The following is a 15,403-nucleotide window of genomic DNA, read 5'->3' on the forward strand; positions in this document are numbered from 1 at the left end:
TCCTCTAGTGCTCATTCTTCATTTTTTTGTTTTGTAGCTGCTCTGTTTTAATTGGTCTTTCTTCATTAAGAAGTGTTGAAACATCTCTAACGTCATACCCTTTTTCCTTCACTTCGCGTATGAGGCGATCAAGAGATGAGGCTGTTGATTTTGTGGGGTGCATTAACACAATAGCACCAGGATGAACTTTTTCCATCACCCGAGAAACGAGAACGTCCTCACTTGGTTTTTGCCAATCAATTGTATCAACGCTCCACATAATTGTATGCATATCAAGATCATGAGCAATTTTCACCACATCATCGCGATAGCTTCCGCTCGGTGGTGCAAAAAGTTTCACTTCACGGTCTGTTACCGATTCTATCACATCGTTTGTTTTCGTCAATTCTTCCTTGATTCGTTCATTGCTTAAAGTTTTCATGTCTGGATGAGAATAGGAATGATTTCCAATCTCTTGCCCTGCATCTACAATCATTTTAGCCATCTCTGTATTTTCCTTTGCCCAGCGTCCTTCAAGGAAAAAAGTTGCTTTGACACGATGCTTTTTTAATACTTCTAACATTGTTGGAATATATTCATTTCCCCATGCTACATTTACCGCGAAAGCAACAGTTGGTTTATCAGGGTGCCCTCTATAAATGGGAGAAGCCCCGAGGTCTTCCAAATGGACTTTCGGCGCGTTTTGCTTATAGATGAGCTTGTTTTCGTCAAACTCACCTTTTTTCTTCATATTCCGGTAAGAAGCATCAACATCAACCTCTAAACCATTATAGCCAGGTGTCAGCTTCCATACAGGATCAATTTTAGCATCCTGTGGAGCTCGTTCATACTTTTCTGCTTTCTCCTCAATCTCTTCATAGAGAGCATCTTTTACAGCTCCTGCAAAATGAATTTCCCTTGGCATATAAACTGTATAATGTGTTGTATTGTATGTAATAGCTAAAAGAATACAAAAAACAATAAATGGCATAAAACGAAGCAATTGCTTTTTCATTATCTTCCCCCCTCTTCACAAAATTATGTAAAAGAAGGACAAGGTAGAACTAACACCACTTATCATTTCATAAAAAGAAGCTGGGTTCTCCCAGCTTGTTCTTTTGCATTCTTCAGCTTTCAATCTTTATTAAGACTGCGCTTCTTTTTCCTTCTCTTTTTCTTCGCGAAGGATCACTTTACGTGATAAGTTAACGCGTCCTTGTTTATCAATTTCAATAACACGAACTAGAATTTCATCACCAATTGCTAGTACGTCTTCCACTTTTCCGATACGCTCTTCCGCGATTTCAGAAATGTGAACAAGACCGTCTTTCCCAGGGAATAGCTCAACAAATGCTCCAAATTTCTCGATGCGTTTTACTTTTCCTAAATACGTTTGGCCTTTTTCAACTTCACGCACAAGGTCTTCGATAATTTTCTTTGCATTGCTGTTCATTTCTTCCTCTGTAGAAGAAATAAAGATTGTACCATCTTGTTCAATATCAATTTTAACGCCTGTTTCTTCAATAATTTTATTGATTTGTTTACCGCTTGGTCCAATAACGTCGCGGATTTTATCAGGGTTAATTGTCATTGTTAAGATTTTTGGTGCATATCTAGATAGATTTTGACGTGGATCCTCAATCGTGCTTAGCATATGTTCTAGAATTTGCATACGGCCGTGTTTTGCTTGCTCTAATGCTTCTTCTAAAATTTCACGAGATAAACCTTCGATTTTAATGTCCATTTGAAGTGCTGTAACACCTTTAGCTGTTCCAGCTACTTTAAAGTCCATATCTCCTAAATGGTCTTCCATCCCTTGAATGTCTGTTAATACAGAATAGTGCTCGCCAGACTTGATAAGTCCCATTGCAATCCCAGCTACAGGGGCTTTGATTGGCACACCAGCATCCATCATTGCAAGCGTACTTGCACAAATACTTGCTTGTGATGTTGAACCGTTTGATTCCAATACTTCAGAAACAAGACGAATCGTATATGGGAAGTCTTTTTCAGATGGAATAACAGGCTCTAATGCACGCTCTCCAAGAGCTCCGTGACCAATTTCACGACGACCAGGTCCGCGAATTGGACGTGTTTCACCAACGCTGAAAGAAGGGAAATTATAGTGATGCATAAAGCGCTTAGATTCTTCAATTCCAAGACCATCTAAAATTTGCACGTCACCAAGTGCTCCTAACGTACAAATGCTTAGCGCTTGCGTTTGCCCACGCGTAAACAGTCCTGAACCATGCGTACGAGGAAGCTTGCTAACTTCAGAAGAAAGTGGACGAATTTCGTCTACGTTACGACCATCTGGGCGCACTTTTTCTTCTGTAATAAGGCGGCGCACTTCTGTTTTCACCATTTTGCTTAAAATTTCTTTTACTTGTGAAATGGTGCTTTCATCCGCTTCTTTTTCTTCAAACTTCTCAATTACGCTGTTTTTCACTGCTGTAATTGCTTCTTCACGCGCATGCTTTTCTTGGACTTGAATTGCTGGAATCAAGTCTGCTTCAGCAAGCTCGCGTACTTCCTCTTGAAGTTCTTCATCTAGTGTATGAAGCTTTACTTCCATTTTCTCTTTTCCAACTGCTGCAACGATTTCTTCTTGGAATGCAACTAATGTCTTAATATGCTCATGCCCAAACATAATGGCTTCAAGCATGATTTCTTCAGGCACTTCATTAGCTCCTGCTTCTACCATGTTAATAGCATCTTTTGTTCCTGCAACAGTTAATTCAATATCACTTTTCTCTAGCTCTTCAACTGTTGGGTTTAGAACAAACTCTCCGTCAATACGACCAACAATAACACCTGCGATTGGTCCTTCAAACGGAATGTCTGAAACAGATAAAGAAAGAGATGAACCAAACATTGCCGCAACTTCTGATGAGCAGTTTTGCTCAACGCTCATAACAATGCTAATAACTTGTACTTCATTACGGAAACCATCAGCAAAAAGCGGACGAATTGGACGGTCGATAAGACGACTTGTTAAAATCGCTTTTTCACTTGGACGACCTTCACGCTTAATAAATCCTCCTGGAATCTTCCCTACTGCGTATAAACGCTCTTCATAGTTTACTGTTAATGGGAAGAAATCAACATCTTTTGGTTCCTTAGACGCTGTTGCTGTACTTAGTATTACTGTATCTCCATAACGAACTAAAGCAGCTCCGTTTGCTTGCTTTGCAAGCTGACCAACTTCAACGGTCAATTTTCGGCCTGCTAATTCGATCGAAAACTCGCGTTTTTCTTGTTCCATTCTTTGTACTCCTCTCTGAATGCATGCACTATTTGCTGTTTATACTTATTAGTATAGACGAAAGCATTAAATCCATAACTTTTTATGTAAAACAACGACTCACAATAATTGTACATACGAAAAAAGCGGGAGCATTCTCCCGCTTTCTACTATTATCGACGTAAACCAAGCTTGTTAATTAACTCACGGTAGCGAGTAATGTCATTGTTACGTAGGTAGTTAAGTAAGTTACGACGTTTACCTACCATTTTTAATAGACCACGACGTGAATGGTGATCTTTCTTGTGTGTACGTAAATGATCATTTAAGTTTGTAATTTGCTCAGTTAGGACAGCAATTTGAACTTCTGGTGATCCTGTGTCAGTATCATGAGTTTTGTACTCAGCAATAAGTTCATTCTTGCGCTCTTGTGTGATAGCCATCCTATTCACCTCCTCTTAATAATCCCCAATTCCCTAGCAATACGTTGGTGAATCGTAATGCCAAGCAATGGTTAATTTCTGTTCAATGTTCATATTACTATTTTTCGCCTAGAATTGCAAGGATTCTAATGAAAGTTTTATGCGTCGCTCTTCAAGGAAGCAAAATAAGCAGCTGCTTCTCGCTTATCTTGATTGATTTGAGAGACAAGAGCTTCGATTCCAGAAAACTTTCGCTCTTTGCGAATAAGCTTATGCCATTTTACAACGACTTTTTCATTGTAAATCATGTTCTTGAAGTCAAAGATATGTACTTCAATTGTTGGCTTCTCTGGCTTTTTATCGTGAAATGTCGGCTTATAGCCAATGTTACACACACCTTCATAGAACTGACCATTAATGCCAAGCTCAACAGCATAAACGCCTGTTCGAGGAATAATATAACCGTCAACTTCTCCAACGTTTGCTGTTGGAAACCCGATCTCTCTTCCTCGTTTTTCGCCATGTACAACTCGACCTGTTATTGTGTAGCATCTTCCAAGAAGCTTTTGGATATTTTCGACCCTTCCTTCTTGTAAGAACTTCCGAATAAGCGTTGAACTTACCTTTTCCCCTTCGTCCTCAAGCTTTTCGACAACAGTGTACTCACATTTATCCTTTGCATGCTCTTTCATTGTCTCCATTGTGCCACTTCCAAACTTTCCATATGAAAAATCAAATCCCGCTACAACGTGCTTGACATTCAAGTTTACAATATATTGTTCAACAAACTCTTCTGGATTCAAGTTAGAAAAGTCACGATCAAAGCGAACAACGTAAAGAAAATCAATGCCGCGCTCTTTAAGCAAACGTGCTTTTTCTTCAAGCGGCGTTATCATATCAACGTGTGCTGCTTTCTTCCCTAATACAACAGAAGGGTGAGGGTCAAAGGTCATCACGGCACTTTTCACCCCAAGCTCATCAGCAATACGCTTTGCAGTCATAATTACTTTTTGATGTCCTAAATGCATGCCATCAAAGTATCCTAACGCCATTGAAAGCGGTGGAAGTTGTTCACGCACTAGGTGATGTGGATGTTGCAGATGTATGATTTCCAAAACACAATTCACCTTTTTCTACCTTAGATTAAGAAATATCAATAATTTTTGCGGGTTTTATTTTACCTTCTTTTGTTTCATGATGTTTATAAAGAGCAAGAAGCTTCCCCTCCTCGTTCAAAACGAGCCAAAGGGGCGTATCTATGCTAATTTCTTCAGGTCTTGATAAAACCGCTCCGTTTTTCACTTTCTTTGCTAATGTATCATTTATCGTCCATTTCGGCAAATGAGAAAGAGCTTTTTCAATGCTTAGGAAGTATTTATCTACCGTTCCTTCTTCGGCAGCCTTGCTAAGCTCTTCTAGTGTCACACAGTCCTCTTCTGTGAAAGCTCCAGATCCAATGCGACGCAAATAGGACATATGTGCTGGATAACCAAGCGCTTCCCCCATCATAACGGCAAGCGTTCTCACATACGTTCCTTTACTACAAGTAACACGAAAACGCACAGTTGGAAACGCTCCTGTCAAGTTTTCTTCAATGATCTCTAATTTTTCAATTGTTACTTCTCTGCTTGGTCTTTCAACACTTTCTCCATTTCTTGCATATTCGTAAAGACGTTTGCCGTTTACTTTTACAGCAGAATACATAGGTGGAGTTTGAACGATTGTGCCTGTTAAGCTTTCAAAAACGGTTTCAATTCTCTCTTTTGTGAATGTTTCTGTTACTTCTCGTTCTTCGACAACTTCTCCCCACACATCTTCCGTTGTTGTAGAACGCCCAAACGTTACTTCTCCTTCATATGTTTTAGATGAAGCTGTTAAATATTCCACAACTTTTGTTGCACGCCCAACGCACATTGGCAGTACGCCTGTTACTTCAGGATCGAGCGTACCTGTATGACCGATTTTTTTCGTTCGCAATATTTTGCGGAGCTTAAACACACAGTCATGTGACGTCATGCCTTTTGGTTTATCAATAACAATAATCCCTTCCACGTCCACTACTCCTTTTACTCAAAAAATAAAGCCTGCCGCTTGGGCAGGCTTCTCATCATTATTTATTCATGATCATCTTTACGGTCTCTGTGAAGCTCGCCAATTAGTGTTTCAATGCGATTTCCGTAATCGATTGACTCATCAAATTCAAAAAGAATTTCAGGAGTTTTACGAAGGCGAATACGCTGACCAATCTCGCTGCGGATAAATCCTTTTGCTTTTGCAAGACCTTTTAGCGTATTTTGCTTTTGTTCTTCATCACCAAGCACTGAAATGTACACTTTTGCTTGCTGAAGATCCCCTGTAACTTGAACATCTGTTACCGTTACAAATCCGATGCGCGGATCTTTAATCTTACGGCTAATGATGTCACTCATTTCTTTTTTCATTTGTTCACCAATTCTAGTTGGTCTGAGTTTCATAAAATTTCACCTCGTTTTTATAACCACTCAATATTTGTGAGCGTTCTTTCTATCTCTGGAAACGAGTCTACAAACTCTAAAAGCTTGTAGAGCTCCCTTTCCGATATGTTTTTAGCAGATGAAATGGTCACGATACCAATCGACGTTCGTTGCCAAACATCCTGATGATCAATTTCGGCTATTGACACGTTGAACTTACCTTTAATACGAGTTATGATGCGCTGCAAAACAGCTCGCTTCTCCTTAAGAGAAGCGGCATCATAAATCATCGCCTCAAATGTTAAGTATCCTATCACTTACGCTCAATTTCCTCCATTACGTATGCTTCAATAACATCGCCTTCTTTGATATCATTAAAGTTTTTCACCGTAATACCGCACTCATATCCTTGTGCAACTTCTTTAGCATCGTCTTTGAAACGTTTAAGAGCGTCTAGCTCTCCTTCAAAGATAACAATGCCATCACGGATGACACGTACACCGCTGTCGCGTACGATTTTACCGTCTGTTACATAGCTTCCTGCGATTGTTCCAACTTTTGATACTTTGAACGTTTGACGAACTTCCGCTTGTCCGATTACTTTTTCTTCGTACTCAGGATCAAGCATTCCTTTCATCGCTGCTTCAATTTCTTCAATCGCTTTGTAGATGATACGGTGAAGACGGATATCAACATTTTCTGCGTCTGCAGTACGTTTTGCGTTAGCATCAGGACGAACGTTAAATCCAATAACAATAGCATTTGAAGCTGTTGCTAATACGATGTCTGATTCGTTGATTGCTCCTACACCAGTGTGAATGATGCGAACATTTACACCTTCAACATCAATCTTTTGAAGTGATGCTGCAACAGCTTCAACGGAACCTTGTACATCTGCTTTTACAATAATATTAAGATCTTTCATTTCACCTTGTTTGATTTGTTCGAATAAATCATCAAGGCTTACGCGTGATTTTTCGCTTCGCTGTGCTTCAAGCTGTTTTGTTGCACGAGCTTCCCCAATTTGACGCGCTTTCTTCTCGTCTTCAAATACCATGAAGCGATCACCCGCTTGTGGTACATCATTAAGACCTGTAATTTCAACAGGTGTAGAAGGACCCGCTACTTTTACGCGACGACCTAAATCATTCACCATTGCACGAACGCGACCGAACGTGTTTCCGACAACAATCGGATCCCCAACATGAAGCGTACCGTTTTGAACAAGAAGTGTTGCAACACTTCCGCGCCCTTTATCAAGCTCTGCTTCAACAACAGTACCTAACGCACGGCGTTTTGGATTTGCTTTTAACTCTTCCACTTCTGTAACAAGAACGATCATTTCTAAAAGATTGTCGATTCCTTCTCCAGATAGAGCAGATAAGTGACAGAAGATTGTGTCCCCACCCCATGCTTCAGATACAAGCTCATGCTCTGTTAGCTCTTGCATCACGCGGTCTGGGTTTGCTCCTTCTTTATCCATTTTATTCACGGCAACGATAATTGGCACTCCAGCAGCTTTAGCATGGTTAATGGCTTCAACTGTTTGTGGCATAACACCATCATCTGCTGCAACAACAAGAATTGTAATATCTGTTACTTGTGCACCACGAGCACGCATTGTTGTAAACGCGGCGTGTCCAGGTGTATCAAGGAACGTAATTTTCTTGCCTTGTGCTTCAATTTGGTATGCACCGATATGCTGTGTGATTCCACCAGCTTCGCCTGCTGTTACTTTTGTATTACGGATTGAGTCAAGAAGCGTTGTTTTACCATGGTCAACGTGTCCCATGATTGTTACAACTGCAGGACGTTCTACTAGATCCTCTTCATTGTCTTCGATTTCAAGCGTTTCAAATTCTGCTTCATCGATAATAATTTCTTCTTCTACTTCAACACCGTAGTCTGCTCCAATTAACTCAATTGCATCTTTATCAAGCACTTGGTTAATTGTTGCCATAACACCAAGTCCGAAAAGCTTTTTAATGATTTCAGATGGCTCGCGATGAAGCTTCTTAGCAAGCTCAGCAACTGACAAGCTTTCTTGGAACGTAATTTTTTCAGGAAGTGGCTTTGGAGCCGCTTTTTGCTGTGGTGCATGTGATTGCTGATGATTTGGCTTCTTACCTTTTTTCCCTTTATTGCCTTTATTAAACTGATTTTGTCCACCTTGTTTCTTATTATCTGGACGTTTGTTACGGGAATCTCCTTGATTGCCTGTGTTCTTTGCGAACTTTTTGTTTAGTTCTGTTTCTGCATTAGGCTCAATTGTAGCCATATGGTTTGATACTTCAATATTCATTTCTTTCAGTTTATCGATAACATTTTTACTTGAGACATTGTGTTTTTTAGCATATTCATAAACACGAATTTTACTCATAAACTTCACCCCCACAAAAATTAATCAAGCAGCGTTTTCATCTTTTTTGCAAACCCAGCATCTGTTATACCAACAACAACGCGGCTATCTTTCCCAATTGCTTTCCCTAAGAGGAACCGATCCTCAACAAGCTTGACTGGAACGTTATAGTAGCTGCATTTGTCCATAACTTTTTTTGCGGTGTTTGCTGATGCATCGCGAGATAATATAACAAGACTAATTGCATTTTTGCGCACGTCTTTAATTACAAGCTCTTCACCAGAAATTACTTTTCGCGCTCGATTAGCTAACCCTAAAAATGATTGCCATTGTTCTTGATTCAACTGCGCTTCTCCTTTTGAGCAAGCTCTAATAGTTCGCTGTAAACTTCCTCAGGTACGTCAGCTTTTAGATGTGTACCAAGCAAATTTTTCTTTTGAGCTAATAACACAGCGTCTTCATCTTTTGAGATGTAAGCGCCACGCCCGTTTTTTTTGCCTGTTACATCAAGCTCTACGTTTCCTTCCGTTGTTCTTACAACTCGAACGAGCTCTTTTTTGGGAAGCATTGTTTGCGTTGCTACGCATTTTCTCATTGGTACTTTTCTTTTATTACTAGACATCTATCTTAACACCTCTTATTCCATCTCAGAATGGTCTAAGTCAAATGCTTCTGGAGAAGATGGCTCCTCTTTTGTTACTAAAATGCCTTCAGCTTCTGCTTCTGATTGGCTCTTAATATCGATTTTCCAGTTTGTTAGCTTCGCTGCTAAACGAGCATTTTGCCCGCGTTTTCCAATTGCTAAAGAAAGCTGATAATCTGGTACAATGACCGTTGTTGCTTTGTCGCCTTCATTCACAAGAACTTCAAGCACTTTAGCAGGACTTAGTGCGTTTGCTACAAATTCCACTGGATCTTCTGACCAGCGAACAATATCAATTTTTTCGCCTTTTAATTCGTTGACAACTGCTTGTACACGCTGCCCTTTTGGACCTACACATGAGCCAACTGGATCGATTTCATCATACTCAGCATGAACAGAGATTTTTGAACGATCTCCAGCTTCACGCGCAACTGAGCGAATTTCAACAGCACCATCATAAATTTCAGGCACTTCTTTTTCAAACAGGCGTTTTAAGAGACCTGGATGTGTACGAGACACATAAATTTGTGGACCTTTTGTTGTACGCTCCACTTTTGTTACGTATACTTTAATACGATCATGTGGATGATATTGCTCATTTGGCATTTGTTCATTTACAGGAAGAAGAGCTTCAATTTTACCTAAGCTTACATAAATAAAGCGAGAATCTTGGCGCTGTACAATTCCCGTCATAATATCTTCTTCACGGTCAATGAATTCAGAATAAATAACGCCACGCTCTGCTTCACGCACGCGCTGTGTTACAACTTGTTTCGCTGTTTGAGCTGCGATGCGTCCAAAGTCTTTTGGCGTTACTTCCATTTCTACAACATCGTCAATTTCGAAGTTTGGATTCACTTGTTTTGCTTCTTCAAGTGAAATCTCAAGACGTGGATCAAAAACTGCGTCTACAACGTCTTTACGAGCAAAAACGCGCATTGTTCCTTTTTCAAGGTTTAAATCAACACGCACGTTTTGAGCTTGGTTGAAATTTCGTTTATAAGCTGAAATTAATGCGGCTTCAATTGCCTCAATAATCACATTTTTACTAATACCTTTTTCTTTTTCAAGAACTTCTAAAGCATCTAATAGATCGATACTCATGGTAAACCTGGTCCCCCTTTTTCAATTATCGCACTCCATTTAGAAAGTAACAGCCAAGCGAGCTTGTGCTACTTTTTCATATGGAATTTCGATTTCTTTCACTCTTGTTTTGATTTTGATAAGGAGGGTAATATACTCTCCATCAAAGCTTTTTAACTCACCTTCGAATTCTTTTGAATCTTCGATCGGCTCGTATGTTTTGACATAAACGTTTTTGCCAATATTTTTTTCAAAGTCATCTGCTTTTTTAAGCGGACGCTCTGCTCCTGGAGAAGAGACTTCTAAAAAGTAGTTGTGGGTAATTGGATCAAGCTCATCCATTTTTTCGCTAAGACGCTCGCTGACAACGCCACAATCTTCAATGTCTACGCCTTTCTCAGAGTCAATAAACACTCGCAAAAACCAGTCTTTTCCTTCTTTCACATATTCAACGTCCACTAGTTCAAGTCCTAAGTCTTCAAGAATAGGTGTCGCAAGCTGTTCTACGATTTCTGTCACTTTCTCACCCATCATATTCCTCCTTTTAAAAGAGACCGTTGTTCAAGTTTTATCTTTTTTCCTACCCAAGTCATGCGGTATGCTCTTATAGTTTTACAATTGTAAGGATAAAAATTCCCTGCTTACATAAGAAAGCAGGGATAAAAAACAAGTACATAATCATCGTGCTTGTTACTAACCATAAAATCATGAAATGAATAGAAAACTTATCCAACGTCTATCCAATAATAAAGAGTGGGTTTCCCCACTCTTTTACGACCGTTATGTCTAGCATTACCATACCTACTATACCATAACCATAATTTTGTTGCAAACCCACTAATCACAACTTAAAACAGTGAAAGCTGGTTTTGGTCTGGCAGTGATTCTAAGCAGCCGTGGTTGTCTAAATACTCAAGAATTGTTTTAGATACACGACCCCTTTGCTGAAGATCTTCTTTTGACAAGAATTCTCCATCTTCACGTGCTTTTACGATGTTAAGTGCAGCATTTGTACCAAGACCCGGAATCGAGTTGAACGGTGGAATAAGCGACGTACCGTCAATAACGAACTCTGAGGCGCTTGATCGATAAAGATCGACTTTCTGGAAAGAGAAGCCACGTTCACACATCTCAAGTGAAATTTCTAACACCGTTAGTAAGTTTTTCTCTTTCGGTGATGCTTCAAGTCCTTTAGCTAAAATTTCTTCAATTTTTGCTTTGATTGCTGCAGATCCCTTAATCATCGTATCAATATCAAAGTCATCAGCACGAACAGTAAAGTATGTTGCGTAATAAAGAATAGGATGATGCACTTTAAAATACGCAATACGAACAGCCATTAGAACGTATGCAGCTGCATGGGCTTTCGGGAACATGTACTTAATTTTTTTACATGAATCAACATACCAGTCAGGTACGCCATTTTTCGCCATTTCCTCTTCCCACTCATCCTGAAGACCTTTTCCTTTACGTACAAACTCCATAATTTTGAATGCAAGCGATGGATCTAGCCCTTGATAAATGAGATATACCATAATATCATCACGACATCCAATTACTTCACTTAGCGTACATACATTATTATGAATAAGCTCTTGTGCATTTCCAAGCCATACATCCGTTCCGTGAGAAAGTCCCGAGATTTGGACGAGCTCAGAGAAAGTGGTTGGCTTTGTATCTTCAAGCATTTGACGAACGAATCTTGTCCCAAACTCAGGAATGCCGAGCGTTCCTGTTTTACACATAATTTGCTCTGACGTTACACCGAGCGATTCTGTACCGCTAAAGATTTTCATGACTTCAGGATCATCTGTTGGAATTGTTTTTGGATCAATTCCGCTTAAATCTTGAAGCATACGAATAGCAGTTGGATCATCGTGTCCGAGAATATCAAGCTTTAACACGTTATCGTGAATAGAATGGAAGTCAAAGTGAGTTGTTTTCCATTCTGAATTTCGATCGTCTGCCGGAAATTGAACTGGCGAGAAATCATAAATATCCATATAATCTGGAACAACAATAATTCCCCCTGGATGCTGACCTGTTGTTCGTTTTACGCCCGTACAACCCGCGACAAGGCGATCAACTTCAGCTCCTCTATAGTGTATATCATGATCTCCTGCATAACCTTTTACATATCCATATGCCGTTTTTTCAGCAACTGTACCAATCGTTCCTGCTCTATATACGTAATCTTCACCGAAAAGCTCTTTTGTATAGTTATGGGCTTTTGGCTGGTATTCTCCTGAGAAGTTCAAATCGATATCAGGAACTTTATCTCCTTTAAATCCAAGGAAGGTTTCAAACGGAATATCATGGCCGTCTTTTGTATACGGAATATTACATTTTGGACAGTCTTTATCAGGTAAATCAAACCCAGATCCAACAGATCCGTCATCAAAGAACTCAGACGTTTGACACTGTGGACAAACGTAGTGCGGTGGCAGTGGATTCACTTCGGTAATTTCAGTCATCGTTGCGACAAAAGACGAGCCAACAGACCCACGGGAACCTACAAGATATCCATCGTTCAACGATTTTTTAACAAGCTTATGTGAGATAAGATAAATTACGGCGAATCCGTGACCAATAATACTTTTTAATTCTTTTTCAAGACGAGCTTCCACAATTTCTGGAAGGTTTTCTCCGTAGATGGAACGAGCTCTGTCATAACTCATTTTTTTCATCTCATCTTCGGCACCTTCAATTTTTGGTGTATATAAGTCATCTTTAATTGGCTTGACTTCTTCAATTAAATCGGCCACTTTTTGGGTGTTTGTGACTACAATTTCTTTCGCCTTTTCTTCCCCAAGGAAAGAAAAGCAGTCAAGCATTTCGTTTGTAGAGCGGAAATGCACATCAGGAAGCTCATGACGATTTAACGGATTTGCTCCACCCTGAGAGCTGATTAAAATTTTACGATAAATTTTGTCTTCTGGATTTAGATAGTGAACGTTTCCTGTTGCCACAACTGTTTTGCCAATTTTTTCACCAATTTTAACGATATTTGAAATAATCTCAAGCAGCGCTTTTTCTGTATGAACCAAATCAAGCTCAATTAAATGCTTGTAGTTGCTTGGCGGCTGCACTTCAATATAATCATAAAACTCCGCTGCTTTTTCCACTTCTTCTGCGGATTTTTGCATCATTGCCTCAAAAACTTCACCTTTATCACAGGCCGTTCCTACGAGTATACCTTCTCGATATTTCTCCAATTTTGAGCGCGGAATACGCGGTACCCGGTAGAAATACTCTAAGTGTGCAATGGATACAAGTTTAAATAGATTTTTTAATCCTGTGGCATTTTGCGCTAATAGCACCGCGTGATATGGACGTGCTCTTTGATAAGCATTTCCTTGCCCCATATAATCGTTAAGCTGATGATGTGATATTATTTCTTTTTCAATTGCTTCTTTTAAAAGTCTTACAAGAATATATCCTGTTGCTTCAGCATCATAGATTGCTCTATGGTGCTGAACGAGCTCAACATCAAACTTTTTCGCAAGCGTATTTAAACGATGATTCTTCATTGTCGGGTAAAGCAAACGGGCAAGTTCAAGCGTATCTATGACAGGATTTTGTGCTTTACCAAGTCCAATGCGGCCAAATCCCATATTTAAGAAGCCCATATCAAAGCTTGCATTATGTGCAACAAGGGTATCATCGCCAATCCATTCATGAAACTCTTTTAATACATCTTCGATTTCTGGCGCATTTTCAACCATATCATCGGTAATCCCCGTTAATTCAATCGTTGTTGCTGAAAGAGGATGGTGTGGATTTGCAAAACGCTCAAACTTATCAATGATTTCCCCTTCACGCATTTTAACGGCTGCAAGCTCAATGATTTTATCGTATGTTGCTGAAAGACCTGTTGTTTCAACGTCAAAAACAATATATGTTTCAGAAGCTAAATCCCGTTTTTGAGGATTATAGGCAATCGGCACCCCATCATCTACAAGATTCACTTCAACCCCGTAAATCATCTTTAAGCCATTTTTCTTTGCTGCTCCATATGCTTCTGGAAATGATTGAGCAACAGCATGGTCTGTTACAGCAATTGCTTTATGTCCCCATTTTGCTGCTTGTTGTACAAGTGAGCTAACAGACGTGACAGCATCCATTTGGCTCATTGGCGTATGAAGATGAAGCTCAACGCGCTTTTCATCTTCCCCTGCTGTATCTTGACGTTCTCTAGCAGGAATTTCATTTACGTCGTTTCCAATCATAACAAGATCGCGTACAAACGTATCATTCTGCACGCTACCGCGCACTTTTAGCCACATACCTTTTTTAAGAGACTGAAACATTGGTACATCTTCTTTATCACGTGAAAACATCTTCACAAGAATCGAATCTGTGTAGTCTGTAATCTTGAAAGTAAGAAGCGTACGACCGCTGCGCAGCTCTTTTGTTTCAGCGTGAAACACATACCCTTGAATTGTAATACGTTTTTCCTCATCAATAATTTGGCTAATTGAAACAGGATCGTCTTTAATTGTATAACCGAGCGTAAGCGGACCTGAAATAGATCCTGCTTCATTATCGTGCTGTTCTGCTTTTGCCTTCATTTCAGTTAAAGCTGCAAGAGCCTTTTGTTCGTCTTCTTGCTTTTTCTTTTCTACAAACTCATCATATTCTTTCTTCGCTTCAACAACATCTGTCTCAATTTGAAAAGCAGGAAAGCCGTAAGTTGTATATTGAGCTGACAAAAGCTCTCCGTATTTCCGTTTTAATGCTGCTGCTTCAGCAATATTTCGTCCGTGAAGACAAAGCTTACGTCCTTGTACTTTTGGATGCTGTTCATTTAATAGAGAAAGAAACATAGGTGAAATTCCTTGAAGCTCACTTAAACAGTGGTTCCAATAATTTTTCACTTCTTCCTCTTCATATTCTTCATTTTTCGCTTTGATTGTAAAAGAAGTTGTCGCAATATGTGAAAACTGTTTGTTCATTCTCATTAATAGTTCATTATATATGTTAAATGGTAAAACACGATTAAGCACAAACTGAAAGTGCCAGCGCTTTTGTTCTTTGTGAACTGTAACTTTTTCAAGCTCTCCGCCCTCAAAATAACGGACAATCATATCATCCGTAAGCTCAAGCTGCTGAAGAAGAATGGAAAAGCGTTCACGCTGTTTTATCACTGCTTCTTCGCTCATTTTTCCCCTCCGTTATTTTTATTCGATTTCTATTTTAGCATAAAGAAAGGCACCTTTT

At 39.6% G+C, this 15,403-nt stretch carries 13 protein-coding genes; all 13 read right to left on the minus strand.

Annotated elements, in window-relative coordinates:
- Window positions 1–4: 4 nt before the first annotated feature.
- Window positions 5–994 (minus strand): polysaccharide deacetylase family protein, encoded by a 990-nt coding sequence (locus tag ACK3CR_RS20185; protein WP_328122244.1) that lies wholly within the window; start codon window positions 992–994, stop codon window positions 5–7.
- A gap of 129 nt (window positions 995–1,123) precedes the next feature.
- On the minus strand, window positions 1,124–3,244 hold the full coding sequence (pnp, locus tag ACK3CR_RS20190) for a polyribonucleotide nucleotidyltransferase (protein ID WP_243518278.1): 2,121 nt from the start codon (window positions 3,242–3,244) through the stop codon (window positions 1,124–1,126).
- A 152-nt stretch (window positions 3,245–3,396) separates the two neighbouring features.
- A complete protein-coding gene (gene rpsO, locus ACK3CR_RS20195) occupies window positions 3,397–3,666 on the minus strand; it encodes a 30S ribosomal protein S15 (RefSeq protein WP_019391860.1) in 270 nt (89 codons plus the stop codon).
- 137 nt (window positions 3,667–3,803) lie between these two features.
- Entirely contained in the window at window positions 3,804–4,760 is a 957-nt protein-coding gene (gene ribF / locus ACK3CR_RS20200) for a bifunctional riboflavin kinase/FAD synthetase (RefSeq protein ID WP_048896865.1), read from the minus strand.
- A 28-nt stretch (window positions 4,761–4,788) separates the two neighbouring features.
- Window positions 4,789–5,697 (minus strand): tRNA pseudouridine(55) synthase TruB, encoded by a 909-nt coding sequence (gene truB / locus ACK3CR_RS20205; RefSeq protein WP_243518277.1) that lies wholly within the window; start codon window positions 5,695–5,697, stop codon window positions 4,789–4,791.
- 62 nt (window positions 5,698–5,759) lie between these two features.
- Entirely contained in the window at window positions 5,760–6,119 is a 360-nt protein-coding gene (gene rbfA, locus ACK3CR_RS20210; RefSeq protein WP_019391857.1) for a 30S ribosome-binding factor RbfA, read from the minus strand.
- Window positions 6,120–6,136: 17 nt separating this feature from the next.
- On the minus strand, window positions 6,137–6,415 hold the full coding sequence (locus tag ACK3CR_RS20215; RefSeq protein WP_243518275.1) for a DUF503 domain-containing protein: 279 nt from the start codon (window positions 6,413–6,415) through the stop codon (window positions 6,137–6,139).
- Window positions 6,412–8,478 (minus strand): translation initiation factor IF-2, encoded by a 2,067-nt coding sequence (gene infB / locus ACK3CR_RS20220; RefSeq protein ID WP_243518273.1) that lies wholly within the window; start codon window positions 8,476–8,478, stop codon window positions 6,412–6,414. The genes ACK3CR_RS20215 and infB overlap by 4 nt, the downstream gene beginning before the upstream one ends.
- A 20-nt stretch (window positions 8,479–8,498) precedes the next feature.
- On the minus strand, window positions 8,499–8,801 hold the full coding sequence (locus tag ACK3CR_RS20225) for a YlxQ family RNA-binding protein (protein ID WP_488976053.1): 303 nt from the start codon (window positions 8,799–8,801) through the stop codon (window positions 8,499–8,501).
- On the minus strand, window positions 8,798–9,079 hold the full coding sequence (gene rnpM / locus ACK3CR_RS20230) for an RNase P modulator RnpM (RefSeq protein ID WP_243518267.1): 282 nt from the start codon (window positions 9,077–9,079) through the stop codon (window positions 8,798–8,800). Before rnpM ends, ACK3CR_RS20225 begins: the two co-directional genes overlap by 4 nt.
- A 15-nt stretch (window positions 9,080–9,094) precedes the next feature.
- The gene (gene nusA, locus ACK3CR_RS20235) at window positions 9,095–10,204 is read right to left on the minus strand and encodes a transcription termination factor NusA (RefSeq protein ID WP_019391852.1); all 1,110 of its coding nucleotides are present in this window, start codon (window positions 10,202–10,204) and stop codon (window positions 9,095–9,097) included.
- A 39-nt stretch (window positions 10,205–10,243) separates the two neighbouring features.
- Window positions 10,244–10,714, minus strand: a complete 471-nt coding sequence (gene rimP, locus ACK3CR_RS20240; protein ID WP_019391851.1) for a ribosome maturation factor RimP — start codon at window positions 10,712–10,714, stop codon at window positions 10,244–10,246.
- Between the two features lie 317 nt (window positions 10,715–11,031).
- Entirely contained in the window at window positions 11,032–15,345 is a 4,314-nt protein-coding gene (locus ACK3CR_RS20245) for a PolC-type DNA polymerase III (protein WP_488976054.1), read from the minus strand.
- Window positions 15,346–15,403 lie beyond the last annotated feature (58 nt).

This window comes from Priestia sp. TRM10 (genome assembly GCF_057808375.1).